Consider the following 21,857-nt stretch of genomic DNA (forward strand, 5'->3'; position numbering starts at 1 on the left):
TCAGTCCCTGACGGCGGCAACGCCGACCGGTTCGAGATTGAGCGCTGCGGCCAGCAGGGCCTGCGTGTAGGCCTCTCTCGGCCGGGCAAAAATCTCCTCGGCGGGGCCTTCCTCGACCACCTTGCCGTTCTGCATCACCAGAACCCGGTGCGACAGCGCCCGTACCACCTTGAGATCATGGCTGATGAAGAGATAGCCGAGCTTCCGCTTCGCCTGCAGGTCGCGCAGCAGATCGACGATCTGCGCCTGTACCGACATGTCCAGCGCCGAGGTCGGCTCGTCCAGCACGACGAATTTGGGGTCGAGCGCCATGGCGCGTGCGATCGCGATGCGCTGGCGCTGGCCGCCCGAGAACTCGTGCGGGTAGCGGTCCATGGCGGAGGGATCGAGCCCAACATCCTGCAGTGCGTGGGCGACGATCTCGCGGCGCTCGCCATAGCTCAGCCCGCTCTCCTGCACGGTCAGCCCCTCGGCAACGATCTCGGCCACCGACATGCGCGGCGACAGCGAGCCGTAGGGGTCCTGGAAGACGACTTGCAGGTCCTTGCGCTTGGGCCGGACCTGCGAACTCGTCAGCCCGTCGAGCCTGTCGCCGAGAAACACGATCGGCCCCTCCGACGAGATCAGCCTCAGGATGGCGAGCCCCAGCGTCGTTTTGCCCGAACCCGATTCCCCGACGACGCCGAGCGTCTCGCCCGCGCGCACGGAAATCGAGATCCCATCCACGGCCTTCACATGGCCGGTCGTCTTGCGCAAAAAGCCCGTCTTGATCGGGAACCAGATCTTCATCGGCCCGGCTTCGAGCAGCGTCGCCGCATCCGTCGCGATCGGCCCGGGGCGCCCCTTCGGCTCGGCCGCAAGCAGGCGCTTCGTATAGTCGTGCTGCGGATTGCCGAAGATTTCGGCGACCGGTCCCTGCTCGACGATCTTGCCCTTCAGCATGACACAGACCCGGTCGGCGATGCGCCTGACGATACCGAGATCATGGGTGATGAACAGCATCGCCATGCCGAGCCGGCCCTGAAGCTCCTTCAAGAGCTTCAGGATCTGCGCCTGTACGGTGACGTCGAGCGCCGTCGTAGGCTCGTCGGCGATCAAAAGATCCGGCTCGTTGGCGAGCGCCATCGCGATCATCACCCGCTGGCGCTGCCCGCCGGACAGCTGGTGCGGATAGGCCTCCAGCCGGCTTTCGGCATCGCGGATGCCGACCAGCGCCAGTAATTCGAGCGTCCGGGCGCGCGCCTTGTCACCACGCAGTCCCTTGTGAAGCTCCAGAATCTCCCCGATCTGCCGCGCGATCGTATGCAGCGGGTTGAGCGAGGTCATCGGCTCCTGGAACACCATGGTGATGTCGTTGCCGCGCACTTTACGCATCGCGTCCTCATCGGCCGCGATCAGGTCCTGGCCGTTGAACAACACCTTGCCGGACGGGTGATAGGCGGACGGATAATTCAGCAGCTTTAGGATCGACAACGCCGAGACCGACTTGCCCGAACCGGACTCGCCGACGATGGCGAGCGTCTCGCCTTTGGAGACTTCGAACGAGACACGGTCGACGGCCAGCGTCTCGCGCCCGCCCTGGCGAAAGGCGACAGAGAGATTCTCGACGGAGAGGAGGGGGGAGGGGGTCAAGAATTCAGTTCGTTTCTCAAGGCGTCCAAGGCTTCAACCGTCATCTTCACGAAATGGAAGCGCCGAGGCGACGCGCGCCACGCGTCGTCGCGATCGAGACCCCGTGCTAGCCTTGTGTCGCCCGTAACAAAATGCGTGCAACCGAAATGATATGCTGTGGCCGCATGAATCGCGTCGGGTGTCTTCAACGATGACATCCGCGCACGCATAATTGCCGCTTGAAGCAATATGTCGCGATGCAGAGGCTTCGTCTGGAGGAGTAGTCCCTCGGGGATCAGGTTGCCGAGATACCAATCGTGATCTGCTCGCTTAGTAGGGTCTTCGAGTTCCGGCTTTCGATCGATCAAGCCTTGGATTGGCTTGTTCAGAACCTCGACAAGCGAGAGGTCGCTCGTGATGAACGGAGGCTCGTCATTGGCGTGATCGACGATGAGGTTTACCAACGCCTGTCCTACAGGCGTCTGTTTTTCTCTGGCGTCGATAATCGCGCAGGCGTCGAGGTAAACAAGCGCCATTTTTGCGCTAGGAGTCCCATTCGTCGCGGAGCTTGCGAACCCGTTCGACCGAATCGTCCGCGCTTGGCCGCAATGTTCGGCGATGTTCTAGCAACTCGGCGATCGCGGCAGCCCTATCGACGCTCCTCGATTTTTCGCCGTCGGTTTCGATGACTAGTGTCACAGTCTGCACGAGCCCGAGTTCGGCCCGCAAATCCTCGGGTAACCGTTCGACCGGATAATGCTCTCGCACGATCTTGTTCATCGCCTCTCTCCTCGACGGCGATCCTATCACATCCATCATGCGAACGTCTTCCGTGGATCGAACGCATCCCGGACCGCCTCGCCGATGAAGATCAGCAGCGACAGCATCAGTGCGATCACGACGAAGCCCGAGAGCCCGAGCCAGGGCGCCTGCAGGTTCGACTTGCCCTGTGCCAGAAGCTCCCCCAGCGAGGGCGAGCCCGGCGGCAGGCCGAAGCCCAGGAAGTCGAGCGACGTCAGCGTGGTGATCGAGCCGTTCAGGATGAAGGGCAGAAAGGTCAGCGTCGCGACCATGGCGTTGGGCAGAAGATGCTTGACCATGATCGACGCGTTGGAGAGCCCGAGCGCGCGGGCGGCCCGGACATACTCGAAATTGCGCGCCCGCAGGAACTCGGCCCTGACCACGCCGACGAGCGCGACCCAGGAAAACAGCAGCAGGATGCCGAGCAGCACGAAGAAGCTCGGCGTGATGATCGCCGCCACGATGATCAGCAGATAGAGCGCCGGGATCGAGGTCCAGATCTCGATGACACGCTGGAAGATCAGGTCGGTCCAGCCGCCGAAATAGCCCTGGATGGCGCCCGCCGCGATCCCGATCACCGAGGAGATGCCGCACAGGATCAGCCCGAACAGGATCGAGATGCGGAACCCGTAGATCAGCCGCGCGACGACGTCGCGGCCCTGGTCGTCGGTGCCGAGCCAGTTCCATTCCAAGTCGCGGCAGCCCGTGCCGCCGCTGCGCTGCGCGATGACTTGGCACTGCTCGTCCTTGAGCATCCAGGTCGGCGGGGCCGGCGCCGGCACGGGCAGGTCGAGGTTGTGCGTCTGGTAGGAATAGCGGATCGGCGGCCAGATGGCCCAGCCATTCGCGCCGATCTCCTTGGCGATGACGGGGTCGCGATAATCGGTGGTGGCGAGGAAGCCGCCGAACTTCTCCTCGGGGTAGTTCACCGCGACAGGAAACAGCCACTCGCCCTTGTAGCGCACGATCAGCGGCCGGTCGTTCGCGAGGAATTCGGCGAAGAGCGACAGCACGAACAGGGTCAGGAAGAGCCAGAGCGACCACCAGCCGCGCTTGTTGGCCTTGAAGTTGTTCAGCCGCCGTCGGTTGATCGGCGAAAGCTTCAACCACCCCTGCTGTCCGGCCTCGGCGGGAGCGAGTGCGGGGGCCATGCCGCGCAGGGCTGCCGGCGGCGCTTCGATCAGCGTGTCGCTCATGCCCTTACGTCTCCCGCGTCTCGAAATCGATGCGGGGGTCGACCCAAGTGTAGGTCAGGTCAGTGATGAGATGCACGAACAGGCCGATCAGCGAGAAGATGTAGAGATTGGCGAAGACGACCGGGTAGTCGCGGTTGACGATCGCCTCGAAGGACAAAAGCCCCAGCCCATCCAGCGAGAAGATCGTCTCGATCAGCAGCGAACCGGCGAAAAGCGCATGGACGAAGGCACCCGGGAAGCCCGCGATCACGATCAGCATGGCGTTGCGGAAGACATGGCCGTAGAGCACGCCGCGTTCGGAAAGCCCCTTCATCCGCGCGGTCAGGACATATTGCTTCCGGATTTCGTCGAGGAACGAGTTCTTGGTCAGCAGCGTCGAGGTCGCAAACGCGCCCAGCGCCATTGCAGTGACCGGCAGGGCGATGTGCCAGAGATAATCCGCGATCTTCCCGAAGACGCTCAACTGCGCGAAATTGTCGGAATAGAGCCCGCGCAAGGGAAAGACCTGCCAGAACGAGCCGCCGGCAAACAGCACGATCAGCAGGATCGCGAACAGGAAGCCTGGAATCGCGTAGCCGACGATGACGACCGCGCTCGTCCAGGTATCGAAGCGCGAGCCGTCCTTCACCGCCTTGCGGATGCCGAGCGGGATCGAGATCGCATAGGAGAGCAGCGTCATCCACAGCCCCAGCGAGATCGAGACCGGCAGTTTCTCCTTGATCAGCTGCAGCACCGGCGCATCGCGAAAATAGCTGCGGCCGAAATCGAAGCGGATATAATCGCCCAGCATTTTCGCGAAGCGCTCATGCGCCGGCTTGTCGAAACCGAACTGCTTTTCCAGTTCCTTGATGAAGGCGGGATCGAGCCCCTGCGCGCCGCGATAGGCCGAACTTGCGTCGCCGCCCGCCTGCAGCCCGTCGCCGCCTTGCCCACCGCCGACGCGGTCGCTCGTGCTGCTGTTGGGGTTCTGCAACTGCGAGATCACGCGCTCGACGGGGCCGCCCGGCGCGAACTGCACGATCACGAACGAAATTAGCAAGATGCCGAACAGCGTCGGGACCATCAGCGCGATGCGGCGGGCGATGTAGTTTAGCATCTGAAGCGCCGGTCATGTACGTGCGTCATGCTCGGGCTTGACCCGAGCATCTCTTGCGCGAGATTCTCGGGTCTGCGCTTCGCTTCGCCCGAGAATGACGGCTTGTTCTGAAGGCCCACCATCAAGCCTTCCCGATCCGCTTGGCCTTTTCCACATCGTACCACCAGATCGAAGGGGCGCCGGATGCGTATTTCGGCTTGGTCTGCGGCCGGTCGAACATGTCCCAATAGGCCAGCCATTCGGTCGGGTTCCACCACATCGGGATCCAGTAGCGGCCGGCCCGCAGCAGTCGGTCGAGGCATTTGGCCGCGACCACGACCTCGGCATAGCTGTCGGCCTGGCCGATTTTCTCGATCATGGCGTCGATGGCGGGATCGCTGATGCCGCCCGAATTGCGCGAGCCGCGCGTCTTGGCGGCCTCCGAACCATAGACGATGCGAAGCGAATCGCTGGGGATCGCGCTGCCGCCCAGCGCCCGGCTGATGATGTCGAAATCGAACTCGTCGAGCCGGCGCTGATATTGCGAGGCATCGACGATGCGCGAGGTCGCGTTGATCCCGAGCCGCTTGAGATTGGCCTGGAAGGGCTGGGTATGGGGCTGCAGCGCCGGCTGGGAATCGAGGAACTCGATTTCGAAGGGCTGCCCGTTCGGCAGCTTCAGAATATTGCCGTCGCGCTTGCAGCCGGCGGCACGGAACATCTCGTCGGCTTTGCGTAGCAGATTGCGGTCGCTGCCCGACCCGTCGGAGACCGGCGGCAGCCAGGGCTCGTCGAAGACCTCGTCGGGCACCTTGCCGCGGAAGGGTTCGAGCAGCACGAGTTCCGCCGGCGAGGGCTTGCCTACCGCCTTGGAATCCGAGTTCTCGAAATAGGAGGTCATCCGGCTGAAGGACGAGAACATGATGTTCTTGTTCGTCCATTCGAAGTCGAAGCACAGGCCCAGCGCCTCGCGGATGCGCGGATCGGCGAACTTCTCCCGGCGTAGGTTGAACACCCAGCCCTGCGAGCCAGTGGGGTCCGTCTTCGGCAGGCCTTCCTTCTTGACCTTGCCCTCATGGATCGCCGGGAAATCATAGCCCGTCGCCCAGATCCTCGAGGTGAACTCCTCCTGGAAGGTGATGACGCCGCTCTTGAACGCCTCGAAAGCCACCTGGCGGTCGCGGAAATACTCCCAACGCACCCGGTCGAAATTGTTGACGCCGATATTCACCGGCAGATCCCTGGCCCAGTAGTCCGGTACGCGCTCGAACTCGATGTAGCGGCCCTGCTCGAAGCGCCCGACCTTGTAGGCGCCAGAGCCTAGCGGCGGCTCCAGCGTCGAGGCGCTGAAATCGCGCGTCGACCAGTATTTCTCGGAAAAAACCGGCAGACCGGCGACCACCAGATGCAGGTCGCGGCTGCGCTTGGGCGAGAGCGTGACGACGACGATATCCTCGCCTTCGGCCGTCGCCGAGACCATCTCGTTCAGGACCAGCCTGAACGACGGGTGCCCCTTCGCCTTGAGCAGGTTCATCGTGAAGGCGACGTCGCCGGCCGTTACCCGCGAACCGTCATGGAACTTCGCCTCCGGCCGCAGGCGGAAGCGGTAGGTCAGCTTGTCGGACGAAATCGCGACGCTCCGGGCCAGCAGCCCGTAGAGCGAGCCCGGTTCGTCGCCGGAGCCCGCCATCAGGCTGTCGAAGCAGGCCTCCATGCCCGCCGCGCCGTCGCCCTGCAGCACGAAGGTATTCAGCGTATTGAAGGTGTCGAAGCTCTGGTTGCCGCTGCCGCGCTTGATCTGGATCGTCAGCGTGCCACCCTTGGGCGCCTGCGGGTTTACATAGGCGAAATGCCGGAAGTCGGCCGGCAGCCCCAGTTCGCCGAAGGTCGAGAGCCCATGAATCTCGCTCTCCTGCGCCAGTGCCCTGCTCACCTGAGCGGGGAGGGCCGCGCTGGCGGCCAGCGCCCCTCCTGCCTCTAGCAGCCTGCGGCGGGTGATGCGCGTCGCCATGGTCCAAGTGCCTCCGCTATCGAATCGTTGCCGCATGATGTCGCCTGTAGCAGGTGTCACCAAGCGGACGCGACCTTGCCGCCATGGTGACGGCAAGAGCATGGCCGCGGCAAGCAAAAGCCGGGCTGGACGGCCCGGCTCTGAGATGGTCGCGGCGCGCCGTATGGACGCAGGCGCTTATTTCGGCAGAGGCTTGGGCGAGCCCGAGAGCGTGTTCAGATAGGCGACCACGTCGGCGCGTGTATCGGCCTTGCCGAGGCCGGCGAAGGCCATGATCGTGCCGGGCATATAGGCCTTCGGGTTCTTCAGGAAGCCGTCGAGCTGCTCGGCCTCCCACTTCTCGCCCGACTTGGCCTTCATCGCGGCCGAATAGCCGAAGCCCTCGACGCCTGCCTTGGGACGTCCGTAGACATCGTAGAGATGCGGTCCGACCTTGTTGGCGCCGCCCTGCTCGAAGGTGTGGCAAGCCTTGCAGGCGCCGACGGCCTTTTCGCCCTTGGCCGGGTCGGCCTTGGCGAGACGAACCGTGATGGGCTCGTCGGCTGCGGCGGCCGCGCCGCCTGCCGCTGCGGCCGGTTCCTCGCTCGGCAGGTCGAAGCCGGGTACTGCAGGCTTGTGCGGGGTGAACACGATCCCCGAAATCATGCTCAGGCCCATCACCACGAGCAGCGTGGAGAGAACCGCCCCGGCGATCTTGTTGGTTTCGATATCCATCGTGTTCGAACCCCAGGCCCCGACAGCGCTCACGGCGCGGGAGGCAAGACAGCGCATCAGTCGGAGTCTCGAAAGGCTCCAACCTCAAGCCGTTGCTTAGCCGCTTTGCGCGCTGCAATGCAACTCGTATAAGCACCCTCCGCTTTGAGACCTTTTGACGCTTGCAGCCGTGCCCGCACGCGACACATCCGCCACGCAAGCCGCCCACCCACGAGTTCCGCCGATCCGATGTCCGAGCCCTTGATCCTGATCCCCGCCCGCATGAGGGCGACCCGCCTTCCCGGCAAGCCGCTGGCCGACATCCATGGCGAGGCGATGATCGTCCGGGTCTGGCGGCGCGCCGTCGCGGCCGGAATCGGCCCCGTCGCGGTCGCGACGGATTTCCCCGGGATCTGTGCTGCGATCGAGGCGGCCGGAGGCCGGGCCGTCATGACGCGCGACGACCACCCCTCGGGTTCCGACCGCATCAAGGAGGCCGCCGACATCCTCGATCCGGAGGGTCGGCATGACGTCATCGTCAATGTGCAGGGTGATTTCCCCACGCTGGAGCCCGCCTCCATCGCCGCTGCGATTACACCCCTGTCCGACCCCGCGGTCGATATTGCCACGCTGGTGGGTCTGATCACCGAGGACGAGGAGAAGTCCGCGCCGAGCGTCGTCAAGCTGATCGGCAGCCATGTTGCGCCCGACCGGCTGCGGGCGCTCTATTTCACCAGGGCCACCGCGCCCTATGGCGAGGGACCGCTCTATCATCACGTCGGACTCTACGCCTATCGCCGCGCCGCGCTCGACCGCTTCGTCAGCCTGCCCCAGTCGATGCTGGAGAAGCGCGAGAGCCTCGAGCAGCTTCGGGCGATCGAGGACGGTATGCGCATCGATGCGATGATCATCGACCACGTCCCTCGCGGCGTCGATACGCCGCCCGATCTGGACCGCGCCCGCGTGATCCTGAAATCCCGCCCCGGAGCCTGATCCAAATGCCTGTCATCGTGTCCTATCAGGGCGAGCCCGGCGCCTTCTCGTCGCAGGCCGCCCTGCAGGCCTTCCCCGACTGCGAATTGCTGCCCTGCGCCACCTTCGAGGACGCGCTGGCCGCCGTCGGTGAAGGCACGGCGCGCTACGGCATGATCCCGATCGACAATTCGATCGCCGGCCGCGTCGCCGACATCCACCATCTGCTGCCGCGCTCCGGCCTGCACATCGTCGGCGAGCATTTCCTGCCGATCCGCTTCCATCTGATGGCGGCAAAGGGCGCGACGCTGGGCACGCTGAAGACGGTTCAGAGCCATATCCACGCGCTCGGCCAGTGCCGCAAGATCATCCGCAAGCTCGGCCTCAAGGCCGAGGTCGCAGCCGACACGGCAGGCTCTGCCCGGCAGGTCGCCGAGGCCGGCGACCTCAGCCTCGCCGCCATCGCCCCGCGCATCGCCGCCGAGGTCTATGGCCTAGAAATCCTGATGGAGGACATCGAGGACGAGGCGCACAACACCACCCGCTTCGTCATCCTGTCGAAATATCCAGAATTCGTCCGGCAGGGCGCCGGCAAGACGGTGACGACGCTGGTTTTCCGCGTCCGCAACATCCCAGCCGCGCTCTACAAGGCGATGGGTGGCTTCGCTACCAACGGCATCAACATGACCAAGCTTGAGAGCTACATGGTCGACGGCCATTTCTCGGCGACGATGTTCTACGCCGATGTCGAGGGCCATCCGGACGATCCGGACCTGAAGCGGGCGCTGCAGGAGCTGGATTATTTCTCGCGGGAAATGAAGATACTCGGCGTCTATCCGGCGCACGCCTTCAGGGACAGCCTGGCGGAGGCGGGGGAGTAAGGCGTCACGCCTCTTCCCCCTCGACCGCCCACGCCTTCAGCAACGTATTCGCGATCGCCATATGCGGCGGACAGAACAGGTTGTCGGGGTGCTGGCCCTCCAGCATCTGCAACGCCTCGGCGCGCGAGAACCAGCGCCCGGCCTCCAGCTCCGTGCCGTCGAGCACGATGTCGTCGTTCAGGGCCTCGGCGATGCAGCCGATCATCAGCGAACCCGGAAACGGCCAGGGCTGCGAGGCGATGTAGCGCACGGTGCCGGTCCGCAGGCCCGCTTCCTCCCAGGTCTCGCGACGGACTGCGTCCTCGAAGGTCTCGCCCGGCTCGATGAAGCCGGCGATGCAGGAATACATGCCGGCCGCGAAGCGCGATTGCCGGGCCAGCAGGCAGTTCTCAGCCCGCGTCGCAAGCATGATCACCACCGGGTCGGTACGTGGGAAATGCTGGGCGCCGCAGGCGGTGCATTGCCGCTTCCAGCCGGCCGAGCCGAGTTCTGACGGCCCGCCGCACTGCGCGCAGAAGCGATGCCGTGCATGCCAGTCGAGCAGCGCCTTACCCTCGCCGAGCGGCCCGAGTTGATCGTCGGGCACGAGCCGCTTCAGCGCGACGGAGCGCAGATCGGTCAGCAGCAGTTCCGGGCGTTCGCGCAGCGGCTCGGCCAGAGACTTGTCGATCAGCCGGGCGAAGCGCGGCGCGCCGTCGGGCGCCAGCCCGAGAAAGGCTTCTTCCAGCCCCGCGCCCAGCAGTTCGGTCTCGCCATGGCTGAACCAGACCGTCTGCGTCTCGTCATCGAGCCGCTTCAGCACCGGCGTCTCGCCGGCGACGACGGTGAGGCGCGTATCCGATCGGTGCCGCAGAGCCGCGACCGCATCGGGCTTGTCGCGCAGATCGGCCCTGCGATCGAGCGTGCTGGTGGCGAAGCCGGTCAGGGCCGAGCGTTCGGGGCGGCGGGAGATATCGTTCATGCTGCCGTCCTACCGGTTCGAGGCGCAACCACGCAAGCGCGTCAGACCTCCGGCCGCCCGCGCAGCAGGTGGATGATGGCGGAGAAATCGGCCCCGCCCTCGCCCCATGCATTGTGGATGCCGTAAAGCTGGGCGGCGGCGGCGCCCAGCGGCGTGCTGGCTCCGGCCGCCTGGGCCGCCTCCTGCGAGAGCTTCAGGTCTTTCAGCATCAGTGCGGAGGCGAAGCCGGCCTTGTAGTCGTTGTTGGCGGGCGAGGTCGGCACCGGGCCCGGAACCGGGCAATAGGTGTTGAGCGACCAGCACTGGCCCGACGAGGTCGAGGCCACGTCGAACAGCGACTGGTGCGACAGGCCGAGCTTTTCGGCCAGCACGAAGGCCTCCGACACGCCGATCATCGAGATGCCCAAAATCATATTGTTGCAGATCTTCGCAGCCTGCCCGTTGCCGGCCGCGCCGCAATGCACGGTACGCCGGCCCATCCTGGCGAGCACCGGCTGGCCGAGCGCGAACGCCTCCTCCGAGCCGCCGACCATGAAGGTCAGTGTCGCGCCCTTGGCGCCGCCGACGCCGCCGGAGACTGGCGCGTCGAGCGACAGGCAGCCGCGCTCGCCGGCCATCGCATGGGCCTTGCGGGCGCTGTCGACGTCGATCGTCGAGGAATCGATCAGCAGCGTACCCGGCCTGATCTCGGGCAGGATATCGGCCCAGACCGCGAGCACATGCTTGCCCGCAGGCAGCATGGTGACGACGATCTCGGCCTCCGCGACGGCCTCCCTTGCCGACCCCGCGATGCCGACGCCGAGTTCCGCGGCGGCGTCCTTCGAGACCTGCGACAGGTCGAAGGCGCGCACCTCATGGCCCGCCTTCCTGAGGTTGCCGGCCATTGGCCCGCCCATATTCCCCAGCCCGATGAAAGCGATGATGGCCATGGTCCTTCTCTCCTTTCGATATCCTGCCTCTAGATCACCGCCTCGATCAGGAAGGGCCCCTTTCGCGAGAGCGCATCCTTGAACAGCTTGGCGAAGTCCTCGGCAGTGGTCGCGCGTCCCGCCTCCACGCCCATGCCGCGTGCCATCGCGACCCAGTCGAGAGCCGGCTCGTCGAGATTGAGCATCAGCTTGGCGTTGCGGCCGAAATCATTAACCCCGACCGCGCGCATTTCGCCGTGAAGAATCGCGTAGGTGCGGTTGGCGAAAATCACCGTGACGACGTCGAGGTTCTCGCGCGCCTGCGTCCACAGCCCCTGCACCGTATACATGCCCGAGCCGTCGGCCTGCATGCCGATGACCTTGCGGTCGGGGCAGGCGACGGCGGCGCCGACACACAACGGAATGCCCTCGCCGATCGCCCCGCCCGTGAGCTGCAGATAGTCGTGCGGCGGCGCGTCGTGACACTGCTGATAGAAGACGCGGCCGGAGCTGACGGATTCGTCGCAGATGATGCTGTTCTCCGGCAGCAGCGTCGCCACGATGGTGCAGACCTTGTCGGCGTCGAGCGTGCCCGAGGGCAGGGCGCCCGCCTCGGCCCGGGGCTGCGCGATGAAGGCGGGCTCGGCCTTGCGCGCGCCAAGTTCGTCCGCCAGCGCCGCGATGGCAGCCGGCAGATCATCGCCGGGCCTGGCCAGCGTGGTGATCGCGCAGCCATCATGCACGAGCCGGCCGGGCTTGCCCGGATAGGCGAAGAAGCCGACCGGAATCTGCGCACCCACCAGCACGAGCAGGTCGATGTCCTTGAGCTGCTCCAGCGCCATGTCTACCGGGTAGAACACCTTCGGCAGCGCCACGCGCCCGACGCCGCGCGCGATCCGGCCGTTCGACATCTGCCCGAACATGCGGGCGCCGGTGACGGCACAGATGCGGGCCGCCATCTCCATCGGCTCTTCCCGAAGCGACAGGCCCGACATCATCAGGGCGGCCCGGTTGCCATGCTTGCGCAGGGCGGCTGCGACCTCGCGCAGCGTCGCATCCTCGACCGTTTTCAGAGCCGGAACCTTCGTCGCGACAACCTCCGCCGGCTCGACGCTGCCCCAGGCGCAATCGGCCGGCAGGATCACGGTGCTGACGCCCGGCAGCGACAGCGAAGCGGCATAGGCCTCGCCGATCGCGGGTCCGACATCCTCCGGGCTCGCGATCCGGCGCACGAATTGCGACATCGGCCGCGCCAGGCTCTCGATGTCGCTGGTCAGCGGCGCATCGTGCTGGAGATGATAGGTCGCGTGGTCGCCGACGACATTGATCATCGGCGTCCAGGCGCGCCTGGCATTGTGCATGTTGGCCAGCGCATTCGCCATGCCCGGCCCGCAATGCAGCAACGTCGCCGCCGGCTTGTCCGCCATACGCGCATAGCCGTCCGCCGCCCCCGTCACCACGCCCTCGAACAGCCCGAGCACGCAGCGCATCTGTGGCTTGCGGTCGAGCGCCGCGACGAAATGCATTTCCGACGTGCCGGGGTTGGCGAAGCAGACATCGACATCGTTGGCGAGAAGCGTGTCGCAGAGGCGGTCGGCGCCATTCATTCGGGCAGTCCTTGGGAGTTGGAAAACAAAAGCGCCGCGCGCGGGCGGCGAAAGGGAAGGTCATGTTCCTCCCGCTGTCAAACGAGAGAAATTCATCGTCTCCGTTCAGAACGCTGATCCACGCCTTGACGGATTTGCATATGCATTTACCCTCGCTTGGAACGAAGGTTGCATCTGCGCGTCCCATGCGCTGCGACGCTCATCGCGAGCGATGCGACATCACCCAGGGGAAGGTTTTTACCATGACGGCTTTGAAGCGTTTCGCGGCATTGGCAGGCGTCGGCCTCGCCGGCATCATCGTGGCCGGCGCCGCGCAGGCGCAGACCAAGGTCGCTATCGGGATTTCCGGCTGGACCGGCTTCGCGCCCCTGACGCTCGCCAAGGAGGCCGGCATCTTCGCCAAGAATGGCCTCGACGTGACGATCAAGAAAATCCCGCAGAAGGACCGGCACCTCGCCATGGCGTCCGGCGACATCCAGTGTGCCGCGACCACCGTCGAGACCTGGATCGTCTGGGACGGTGCCGGCATCAAGACCAAGCAGATCTTCCAGCTCGACAAGAGCTACGGCGCCGACGGCATGGTGACGCGCAACGCCACCGCCTCGATCAAGGACCTCAAGGGCAAGACCGTCGCAGCCTCGGCGCCGGGCACCTCGCCCTATTTCGCCCTGGCCTGGTTCCTCAAGGAAAACGGCATGTCGGTGAAGGACGTGACCGTCGTCAACATGGAGCCCGGCCCGGCGGCGCAGGCCTTCATCGCCGGCCAGAACGACGCGGCGCTGACCTACGAGCCCTATCTCTCCGCCGTGCGTGACAAGCCCGAAGCCGGCAAGATCATCGCCACAACGCTCGACTATCCGATGGTGATGGACACCTTCGGCTGCACCCCGGCCTTCCTTGCCGCCAACGACGATGCTGCAAAAGCGCTGACCAAGAGCTATTTCGAGGCTCTGGAGATGATCAAGGCCGACAAGGACAAGGCCTTCGGCATCATGGGCGCCGATGTGAAGCAGACCGGCGAGGCCTTCGGCAAATCGGCAGCCTTCCTGCGCTGGTCGGATGCGGCCGGCAACAAGACGTTCTTCTCCGGCGAGTGGCAGGCCTTCTCGGCCAAGGCCGCCGACCTGCTCTTGGAGATCGGCCTGATCAAGTCCAAGCCGGACCTGAAGGATCTGGTCGAGACCAAATACGTGGTTGGCGCCTCCAACTGACGCTCCCGAAACCCACTGCCGTCATCCCGGACGCAGCGAAGCGGAGATCCGGGATCCATCGTAGAGCTCTGTCGCGCCCTATGATGCATCCCGGATCGGCGCTGCTGCGCAGCTTGTCCGGGATGACGGCGCGGATGTGATGACGATGAAACCCCTCCAGCCGGTCTCCGCGCCGTCGCGCGTCGCCTATGGCATCGCCTTCTTCGCGCTGTTCGTGGCGCTCTGGTCGGTCGCGACCTTCGGCGGCTATGTTCAAAAGCTGTTCCTCGCCGATCCGCTGACCATGGTCCGCGAAGGCTACAGCCTGCTCACGCAATACGGCTTCGCTTTCGACATCGGCATGACGATCTGGCGCGTCGTCGGCGGCTTCGTGCTGGCGGTCGTCGTCGCCTTGCCGTTGGGCATTCTGATGGGCGCCTACAAGCCCATTGAGGCGTTCCTGGAGCCCTTCGTGTCGTTTGCGCGCTACCTGCCGGCCTCGGCCTTCATCCCGCTGCTGATCCTCTGGGCCGGCATCGGCGAGGCGCAGAAGCTGCTCGTCATCTTCATCGGCTCAGTCTTCCAGCTCATCCTGATGATCGCGGTGGCGGTCGGCGGGGTCCGGCGCGATCTGGTCGACGCCGCCTATACGCTGGGTGCGAGCGACACCTCCGTGGTGCGCCGCGTGCTCCTGCCCAATGCTGCGCCCGAGATCGCCGAAATCTTCCGCCTCGTGCTGGGCTGGGCCTGGACCTATGTCATCGTCGCCGAGCTGATCGGATCGTCCTCCGGCATCGGCCACATGATCACCGACAGCCAGGCGCTGCTCAACACCGGCCAGATCATCTTTGGCATCATCGTCATCGGGCTGATCGGCCTGGTCTCGGATTTCCTCTTCAAGGCGGTCAACCAGCGCCTGTTTCCATGGGCGCAACGATGAGCAAGCTGGTCATCGAGGGCGTCGGAAAGGTCTTTCCGGCGCAAGCGCACGGCCAGCCGACGCGCGCCCTGACGCCGACGACGCTGAGCGTCGGAGACAACGACTTCATCACCATCCTCGGCCCGTCCGGCTGCGGCAAGTCCACGCTGCTGCGCATCGTCGGCGGGCTCGAGACGGCGAGCGAGGGCAGGGTCGTGCTGGACGGCGCGCCCGTCACCGGGCCGGGCGCCGATCGCGGCTTCGTCTTCCAGAGCTACACCCTCTTCCCCTGGCTGACGGTGGTCGAGAACATTGCCTTCGGCCTGCGCGAACGCGGCGTGCCCGAGCGCGAACGGCTGGAGTTAGCCCGTGACTGGGCCGGCCGCGTCGGCCTGTCGAGCTTCATCGATCATTTCCCGAAACAGCTCTCGGGCGGCATGCAGCAGCGCACCGCGATCGCCCGTGCGCTCGCCAACGACCCGAAAATCCTGCTGCTCGACGAGCCTTTCGGAGCGCTCGACAACCAGACCCGCGCCCTGATGCAGGAGATGCTGCTCGGCATATGGGAGCGCGAGCAGAAGACCGTGCTCTTCGTGACCCATGACATCGAAGAAGCGATCTTCATGGCCTCGCGCGTCGTCGTGATGAGCGCCAGGCCCGGCCGCATCAAGGCCGACATCAGGGTCGATCTGCCCCATCCGCGGCCCTACACCATCAAGACCTCGCCGGAGTTCGTCGCGCTCAAAGAGCGCCTGGTCGAGGAGATCAGGGTCGAGGCGGTGCTGGCGGCGGAGGTGCATTGAAGGCGGGTGGTTCGGGTCTGTCGCGAGCGCAATCTCGCCCGGCACTATGGCGTCGTCTTCGATCGAGCTCGCCCACCGCTTTCAGCGGCTGCCGTCGGTCCAAAGATTAGTCGCAAAGACCTCGCCATCGCCTTCGCTGGTCAGAACCGCATGGTCGGAACGCTCCAGCACGACGCTGTCGCCGGCTTCCAGGTATTCGCGCTTACGGCCTGCGACGATCATCCAGCCGGCGGAGCGGGCGACGAGCACCATGAGGTCGCCGCCCGGTTCGACATGGATCGGGCCGGGGCCGGCAAGCCGTGTCATGTCGTGCCGCCAACGACCGCGCCGCGTCATCACGTTGAGGTCGTCGATCGGCCCAGCCACGAGCCGGCCCTCGACAGCCCGGTCACCGGCGAAAGCGCAGGGCTTCGAGTTCGGGCTCAACTGCACCGTTCCGCCGTCCCCGAACGCAAGTGCGATGCCCATGCCGCTCAGCACCGCGAGCGTCCGGTCGATGCCGGGGAAGGACGAGAACGGCCCGTCCTGCCCGACATGGGCGGTCGAGATGCGCCAGTCGAATTCGTCGAGCGACGCACCGGGAGGGTGAATGGCGATCTCGGTCGTGCTGCCGCCGCCGTTCTTCCACGGCATGGTTCGGCATTCGGAAAGCGCGATGATGCGCATGGTCAGCGCAGGATGCCCGGCAGCTTCAAGCCCTTTTCACGCGCGCAATCCACCGCGATTTCATAGCCCGCATCGGCATGGCGCATCACGCCGGTGGCCGGGTCGTTCCAGAGCACGCGCTCCAGGCGTTTGGCCGCCTCGGGGGTGCCGTCGGCGACGATGACGATGCCGGAATGCTGCGAATAACCCATGCCGACGCCGCCGCCATGATGCAACGAGACCCAGGTCGCGCCCGAGGCCGTGTTGAGCAGCGCGTTCAGCAGCGGCCAGTCGGAGACCGCGTCCGAGCCGTCCTTCATCGCCTCCGTCTCGCGGTTGGGCGAGGCGACGGAGCCCGAATCGAGATGGTCGCGGCCGATCACGACGGGCGCCTTGAGTTCGCCCTTGGCCACCATTTCGTTGAAGGCCAGCCCCAGCCGGTGCCGGTCGCCGAGGCCTACCCAGCAGATCCGCGCCGGCAGACCCTGGAACTTGATGCGCTCGCGCGCCATGTCCAGCCAGTTGTGCAGATGCGCGTCGTCGGGCATCAGCTCCTTCACCTTGGCGTCGGTGCGGTAGATGTCCTCCGGATCGCCCGATAGCGCCGCCCAGCGGAACGGCCCGATGCCCCGGCAGAACAGCGGCCGGATATAGGCCGGCACGAAGCCCGGGAAGTCGAAGGCGTCCGCGACGCCCATGTCCTTGGCCATCTGGCGGATGTTGTTGCCGTAATCGAGCGTCGGCACGCCCATCCGGTGGAAATCGAGCATGGCCCGCACATGCGTTGCCATCGATTGCTTCGCTGCCTCGATGGTGCCGGCCGGGTCGCGCTCCTTGCGCTCCTCCCACTCCTGAAGCGTCCAGCCGGCTGGCAGATAGCCGTTCAGCGGGTCGTGCGCCGAGGTCTGGTCGGTGACGACATCGGGCCGGATGCCGCGACGGACCATGTCGGGAAACACGTCGGCGGCATTGCCGAGTACGCCGACGGAGACGGCCTTGCCTTTGGCGTGAGCCGCCTCGATGATCTTGAGCGCCTCGTCGACGCTGTCGGCCTTCTCGTCGAGATAGCCGGTGCGCAGGCGAAACTCGATCGAGGAGGGCTTGCACTCGACCGCGATCATCGAGGCGCCGGCCATGGTCGCGGCCAGCGGCTGCGCGCCGCCCATGCCGCCGAGCCCGCCGGTGAGCACCCATTTCCCCTTGAGCGAACCGCCGAAATGCTGCCGGCCGACCTCGACGAAGGTCTCGTATGTGCCCTGAACGATGCCCTGCGTGCCGATATAGATCCAGGAGCCGGCCGTCATCTGGCCGTACATCATCAGCCCGAGCTTATCGAGCTCGTGGAAATGCTCCCAGTTGGCATAGGCGGGGACGAGGTTGGAATTCGCGATCAGCACGCGCGGCGCGTCCGTATGCGTCCGGAAAATGCCGACCGGCTTGCCCGACTGCACCAGCAATGTCTCGTCGGCTTCGAGTGAGCGCAGGGACGCGCAGATCCGGTCGAAATCCTCCCAGGTCCGGGCCGCACGCCCGATGCCGCCATAGACCACGAGTTCGCCGGGCTTTTCGGCGACGTCGGGATCGAGATTGTTCATCAGCATCCGCAGCGGCGCTTCGGTCAGCCAGCTTTTTGCCGAAAGCTCCGAACCATGCGGGCTGCGGATGACGCGGCTGTTGTCGATGCGGGTCATGACGGGCTCCGGTCGAGCGTGGCGGCCGCGTTCAGCGCAGCCTTGATGATAAGAGAGAGGGCGCCTTGCAGCGTCGCGGCCTTGGCCCCGTCGAAATTCCAGGGCGGTGCTTCAGCGGTCAGGTAGGCCGACAGCGCGATCTCCATCTGGATCGCGTGGACGCCATCCTGCGGGAGGCCGTAATGCCGCGTGATCCAGCCGCCCTTGAAGCGGCCGTTGACGACCTGCGTGACGGATTGGCCGGCCATCGCAGCGACGGCGGCGGCCTCGACTGCCGGCGCGCAACTGGCACCCGAATTGGTGCCAAGATTGAGCGTCGGCAGCGTGCCGGGAAACAGGCGCGGGATGACCGATTTGATCGAATGGCAATCCCAGAGCAGGCACCAGCCATGGGCCGCCCTCACCCGCGCGATCTCGGCTTCGAGCGCGTCGTGATAGGGTTGAAAATAGGCCTCGCGCCGCCGTGCGATTTCCCCGGTGTCCGGCGTTGTCGCCCAGATCGCCTCGCCGTCGAAGGTCGTGGTCGGCACGAGTTCGGTCGTCGCCTGTCCCGGATAGAGCGAGACGCCGGACGGGTCGCGGTTGAGGTCGATGACATAGCGCGAGAGTTGCGCCTCGACGATCGTCGGCTCGAAGCGTTCGGCAAAAGCATAGAGCTGGCGCATATGCCAGTCGGTGTCGGGAACGGCGCGGCCGGTCTCGTTCAGCGCGGCATGCACCTCCGCCGGCAGGCCGGTGCCGGGATGCGGCATGGAGAGGATCAGCGGGGAGGTGCCGCTTGTGATGGTGACGATGTCGGTCATAGGCCCCGTACTCCAGTGCGCCTTCCCTTCTCCCCTTGCGGGAGAAGGTGGCGCGAAGCGCCGGATGAGGGGTGGTCGAATCCCGTCCAATTTTTCACGGTTATGAGGATCGACAGGGCAGCCCGACCCCTCACCCCAGCCCTCTCCCGCACCAAAGTCGGCCGTTGCCGACTTTGGCAATGGAATAGTCCCAACTCGGGCAAGCCCGAGTTGGGTGGGAGAGGGCGCGCGTCGTGGTTCGCGCGCCTCATTGTCCCAACTCCGTAAAGCAATCCAGCTCCGCCGCCGTCCCGATTGCCCCTGACAGCACCAGCTCCGTCGCCGCAGCCAGATCGGGCGCGAGGTAGCGGTCCTCCGTCAGCGGCGCGATCTTGCCACGCAGCAGCGCCAGCACCGGCTCCAGCCGGGGACTCGTCTTCATCGGCCGGTGATGCTCGATCGCCTCGGCTGCAGCCATCAGCTCGACGCCGATGATGCTCGCGGCATTGGCCGCCATGTCGAGCAGGCGATAGGCGCCATGCGTCGCCATCGAGACATGGTCTTCCTGATTGGCCGAGGTTGGGATGGTATCGACTGATGCAGGGTGAGCCTTCTGCTTGTTCTCTGACGCCAGCGCGGCCGCCGTCACCTGCGCGATCATGAAGCCCGAGTTCAGCCCTGCATCGCGTGCCAGGAAGGGCGGCAGGCCGCTCATCACCGGATCCACCAGCAGCGCGATCCTGCGCTCGGAAAGGTTGCCGATCTCGCACAGTCCCATGGCCAGGATGTCGGCCGCGAAGGCGACCGGCTCGGCATGGAAATTCCCGCCCGAGACGACCTCGCCTGGTCCCAGCACCAGGGGGTTGTCGGTGACGGCATTGGCCTCGATCGCGAGCGTCGCTGCGACATTGGCCAGCAGGTCGCGCACCGCGCCCATCACCTGCGGCTGGCAGCGCAGCGAATACGGGTCCTGCACCTTGCTGTCGCCGAAGCGGTGGCTGTCACGGATTTCGCTGCCGGCGATAAGTTCTAGCAGGATGGCGGCGACGCGAATCTGGCCGGGCTGGCCGCGAAGCTGCTGGATGCGCGGATCGAACGGAGTGTCGGAGCCCTTGAGCGCGTCGACCGACAGGGCCCCGGCGACGAGCGCGGCGTCGAAGACACGGGCCATGGCATTGAGTCCGGCGAGCGCGATCGACGTCGAGACCTGCGTGCCGTTGATCAGCGCGAGCCCTTCCTTGGGACCCAGCGCGAGCGGCGCCTGGCCGATCCTCGAGAGAGCCTCTGCTGCCGGCAGCAACTCGCCCTTCAACCTGATCTCGCCGACGCCCATCAGCGCGGCGGTGAGATGGGCCAGCGGCGCGAGATCGCCCGAGGCGCCGACGGAGCCCTTGGCCGGCACGGCCGGCAGCGCATCGGCCGCGAGCGCGCCGAGCAGCGCCTCGACCACGACCGGCCGCACACCCGAGGCGCCGCGCGCCAGGCTCGCAGCCTTCATGGCGAGGATCAGCCGCACCACGTTGTCGGGCAGGGCAGCGCCGGTCCCGACTGCGTGGGACAGGATCAGGTTGCGCTGGAGCGTCGCGAGGTCGGCGTCGGCGATGCGGACGCTGGCCAGCTTGCCGAAGCCGGTGTTGACGCCATAGGTCACGGTTCCCGCGGCGACGATGTCGTCGACGATCCGCTGTGCCGCGGCGGTGGCTGCCACGCTGTCGCCGGAGAGTGCCACGGACGCTCCGTCGAGCACGTCGCGCCACAGCGTCAGTGCGGCATGGCCGGGAGAAAGCAGGAGAGGTGCGGTCATTGTCCGTTCCGGATGCGGGCGTGAAGCGGGTTGAAGCCGATGCGGTAGGCCAGCTCGGCCGGGCGTTCGATGTCCCAGATCGCGAGGTCGCAGGCCTTGCCGGCTTCCAGCGTGCCGATCTGGTCCTGGAGGCCGAGCGCCTGCGCGGCATGGCGCGTCAGCCCGGCCAACGCCTCCTCCGGGGTCAGTCGGAACAGCGTGCAGGCCATGTTCATCACCAGCAGCGGCGAGGTCAGCGGCGAGGAGCCCGGATTGGCGTCGGTCGCCAGCGCGATCGGCACGCCATGCCGGCGCAGCAGGTCGATCGGCGGCCTCTGCGTCTCGCGCAGGAAGTAGAAGGCGCCGGGCAGGATCACCGCGACGGTCCCGGCTTTCGCCATCGCGATCACCCCCGCCTCGTCGAGATATTCGAGATGGTCGGCCGAGAGCGCGCCCATCTCGGCCGCCAGCCGGGCGCCGCCGAGATTGGACAATTGCTCCGCATGGATCTTGATCGCGAGCCCCCTGGCTCTGGCGGCAGCGAAAACGCGGGCGGTCTCGTCTGGCGAGAAGGCGATGCCCTCGCAGAACACATCGACCGCATCCGCCAATCCCTGCGCGGCGACGGCGTCGAGCATCGGCCCGGCGACGAGATCGGCATAGTCGCCCGATCGGCCCTTGAATTCCGGCGGCACGGCATGGGCGCCGAGGAAGGTCGTTCGAACCGTCACCGGCCGCTCGCGTCCGAGCCGGCGCGCGACAGCGAGCTGCTTCAGCTCGGCATCCATCTCCAGCCCGTAGCCCGATTTGATCTCGACCGTGGTGACGCCTTCGGCCATTAGCGCGGCCAAACGCCTGTCGGCGCTGGCGAAAAGCTCAGCCTCGCTCGCCGCGCGCGTCGCCTTCACGGTCGAGAGGATGCCGCCGCCGGCCCGCGCGATCTCCTCGTAGCTGGCGCCCTGCAGCCGCAGCTCGAATTCATGCGCGCGGTCGCCACCATAAACGAGATGGGTATGGCAATCGATCAGACCCGGCGTGATCCAGCGCCTGCCGCAATCGATCGTCTCGGCCGGATCGAACGCCGGGGCCTCGCTGCGCGGCCCGGCCCAGACGATGCGTCCGTCTCGGGCCGCGACGATACCATCCTCGATCGCGCCATAGGGGAGGGGAGAGGCTGCGGACATGGTCGCGAGGCGCGCCCCGGTCCAAACCTTGTCGCAGCGCAACGGCTTCCCCGTCATGATCCGACCCCTCGACTTTGCTCTCGATCCGATTAAGTTGATCAATTGCATATGCAAATGGCAGCCGTCAATTGCATATGCAATTGA

The 21,857-nt window shown here is 65.9% G+C and carries 20 protein-coding genes; 5 read left to right on the top strand and 15 right to left on the bottom strand.

The genetic code is table 11. The annotated features are described in order from the left end of the window. The 7 genes from AXW83_RS25910 to AXW83_RS25940 form a co-directional block, all read right to left on the bottom strand. A complete protein-coding gene (locus tag AXW83_RS25910; RefSeq protein ID WP_066619312.1) occupies window positions 1-1,632 on the bottom strand; it encodes an ABC transporter ATP-binding protein in 1,632 nt (543 codons plus the stop codon). Next, window positions 1,629-2,147 carry a type II toxin-antitoxin system VapC family toxin gene (locus tag AXW83_RS25915; protein WP_066619315.1) on the bottom strand — a complete coding sequence of 173 codons (519 nt, stop codon included), beginning with the start codon at window positions 2,145-2,147 and terminating at the stop codon, window positions 1,629-1,631. Before AXW83_RS25915 ends, AXW83_RS25910 begins: the two co-directional genes overlap by 4 nt. Before the next feature lie 7 nt (window positions 2,148-2,154). Then, the gene (locus tag AXW83_RS25920; protein WP_066619318.1) at window positions 2,155-2,391 is read right to left on the bottom strand and encodes a hypothetical protein; all 237 of its coding nucleotides are present in this window, start codon (window positions 2,389-2,391) and stop codon (window positions 2,155-2,157) included. Between the two features lie 35 nt (window positions 2,392-2,426). Next, entirely contained in the window at window positions 2,427-3,608 is a 1,182-nt protein-coding gene (locus AXW83_RS25925) for an ABC transporter permease (protein WP_082767412.1), read from the bottom strand. Window positions 3,609-3,612: 4 nt separating this feature from the next. Next, the gene (locus tag AXW83_RS25930) at window positions 3,613-4,704 is read right to left on the bottom strand and encodes a microcin C ABC transporter permease YejB (RefSeq protein WP_066619321.1); all 1,092 of its coding nucleotides are present in this window, start codon (window positions 4,702-4,704) and stop codon (window positions 3,613-3,615) included. 121 nt (window positions 4,705-4,825) lie between these two features. Further along, window positions 4,826-6,694, bottom strand: coding sequence for an extracellular solute-binding protein (locus AXW83_RS25935; protein WP_066619324.1), 1,869 nt, complete (start codon window positions 6,692-6,694; stop codon window positions 4,826-4,828). A gap of 177 nt (window positions 6,695-6,871) precedes the next feature. Beyond that, window positions 6,872-7,408 carry a c-type cytochrome gene (locus AXW83_RS25940; RefSeq protein WP_066621310.1) on the bottom strand — a complete coding sequence of 179 codons (537 nt, stop codon included), beginning with the start codon at window positions 7,406-7,408 and terminating at the stop codon, window positions 6,872-6,874. Between the two features lie 228 nt (window positions 7,409-7,636). Between AXW83_RS25940 and AXW83_RS25945 the strand changes: the two genes are divergently transcribed. Together AXW83_RS25945 and AXW83_RS25950 are read left to right on the top strand one after the other, a co-directional pair. Continuing rightward, window positions 7,637-8,380, top strand: a complete 744-nt coding sequence (locus tag AXW83_RS25945; protein WP_066619327.1) for a 3-deoxy-manno-octulosonate cytidylyltransferase — start codon at window positions 7,637-7,639, stop codon at window positions 8,378-8,380. A gap of 5 nt (window positions 8,381-8,385) precedes the next feature. After that, complete coding sequence (locus AXW83_RS25950; protein ID WP_066619330.1) at window positions 8,386-9,240, top strand: prephenate dehydratase; 855 nt, start codon at window positions 8,386-8,388, stop codon at window positions 9,238-9,240. A gap of 4 nt (window positions 9,241-9,244) precedes the next feature. Here AXW83_RS25950 and nudC read toward each other — a convergent pair whose 3' ends face one another. Genes nudC through AXW83_RS25965 form a run of 3 tightly spaced genes read right to left on the bottom strand, consistent with a single transcriptional unit; the run spans window position 9,245 to window position 12,716 of the window. Then, a complete protein-coding gene (gene nudC, locus AXW83_RS25955) occupies window positions 9,245-10,201 on the bottom strand; it encodes an NAD(+) diphosphatase (protein ID WP_066619333.1) in 957 nt (318 codons plus the stop codon). Window positions 10,202-10,242: 41 nt separating this feature from the next. Then, complete coding sequence (gene mmsB, locus AXW83_RS25960) at window positions 10,243-11,130, bottom strand: 3-hydroxyisobutyrate dehydrogenase (protein ID WP_066619335.1); 888 nt, start codon at window positions 11,128-11,130, stop codon at window positions 10,243-10,245. Between the two features lie 29 nt (window positions 11,131-11,159). Continuing rightward, window positions 11,160-12,716 (bottom strand): acetolactate synthase large subunit, encoded by a 1,557-nt coding sequence (locus AXW83_RS25965; protein WP_066619337.1) that lies wholly within the window; start codon window positions 12,714-12,716, stop codon window positions 11,160-11,162. A 251-nt stretch (window positions 12,717-12,967) separates the two neighbouring features. Between AXW83_RS25965 and AXW83_RS25970 the strand changes: the two genes are divergently transcribed. The 3 genes from AXW83_RS25970 to AXW83_RS25980 all read left to right on the top strand — a co-directional run bounded on the left by AXW83_RS25970 (window position 12,968) and on the right by AXW83_RS25980 (window position 15,628). Continuing rightward, on the top strand, window positions 12,968-13,927 hold the full coding sequence (locus AXW83_RS25970) for an ABC transporter substrate-binding protein (RefSeq protein ID WP_442855260.1): 960 nt from the start codon (window positions 12,968-12,970) through the stop codon (window positions 13,925-13,927). Window positions 13,928-14,072: 145 nt separating this feature from the next. Then, window positions 14,073-14,846: an ABC transporter permease gene (locus AXW83_RS25975; RefSeq protein WP_066621314.1), complete on the top strand. Its 774-nt coding sequence runs from the start codon at window positions 14,073-14,075 to the stop codon at window positions 14,844-14,846. Continuing rightward, on the top strand, window positions 14,843-15,628 hold the full coding sequence (locus tag AXW83_RS25980) for an ABC transporter ATP-binding protein (RefSeq protein ID WP_066621317.1): 786 nt from the start codon (window positions 14,843-14,845) through the stop codon (window positions 15,626-15,628). Before AXW83_RS25975 ends, AXW83_RS25980 begins: the two co-directional genes overlap by 4 nt. Window positions 15,629-15,709: 81 nt before the next feature. Here AXW83_RS25980 and AXW83_RS25985 read toward each other — a convergent pair whose 3' ends face one another. The 5 genes from AXW83_RS25985 to hutI all read right to left on the bottom strand — a co-directional run bounded on the left by AXW83_RS25985 (window position 15,710) and on the right by hutI (window position 21,770). Continuing rightward, window positions 15,710-16,261, bottom strand: a complete 552-nt coding sequence (locus AXW83_RS25985) for a HutD/Ves family protein (RefSeq protein ID WP_082767552.1) — start codon at window positions 16,259-16,261, stop codon at window positions 15,710-15,712. A 35-nt stretch (window positions 16,262-16,296) separates the two neighbouring features. Beyond that, window positions 16,297-17,964: a urocanate hydratase gene (gene hutU / locus AXW83_RS25990; protein ID WP_066619342.1), complete on the bottom strand. Its 1,668-nt coding sequence runs from the start codon at window positions 17,962-17,964 to the stop codon at window positions 16,297-16,299. Then, a complete protein-coding gene (gene hutG / locus AXW83_RS25995) occupies window positions 17,961-18,767 on the bottom strand; it encodes an N-formylglutamate deformylase (RefSeq protein WP_066619345.1) in 807 nt (268 codons plus the stop codon). The genes hutU and hutG overlap by 4 nt, the downstream gene beginning before the upstream one ends. A gap of 247 nt (window positions 18,768-19,014) precedes the next feature. Then, complete coding sequence (gene hutH / locus AXW83_RS26000) at window positions 19,015-20,550, bottom strand: histidine ammonia-lyase (RefSeq protein WP_066619349.1); 1,536 nt, start codon at window positions 20,548-20,550, stop codon at window positions 19,015-19,017. Next, complete coding sequence (hutI, locus tag AXW83_RS26005; RefSeq protein WP_066619351.1) at window positions 20,547-21,770, bottom strand: imidazolonepropionase; 1,224 nt, start codon at window positions 21,768-21,770, stop codon at window positions 20,547-20,549. The genes hutH and hutI overlap by 4 nt, the downstream gene beginning before the upstream one ends. Window positions 21,771-21,857: the final 87 nt, after the last annotated feature.

Source organism: Bosea sp. PAMC 26642 (genome assembly GCF_001562255.1).
Classification (GTDB): domain Bacteria; phylum Pseudomonadota; class Alphaproteobacteria; order Rhizobiales; family Beijerinckiaceae; genus Allobosea.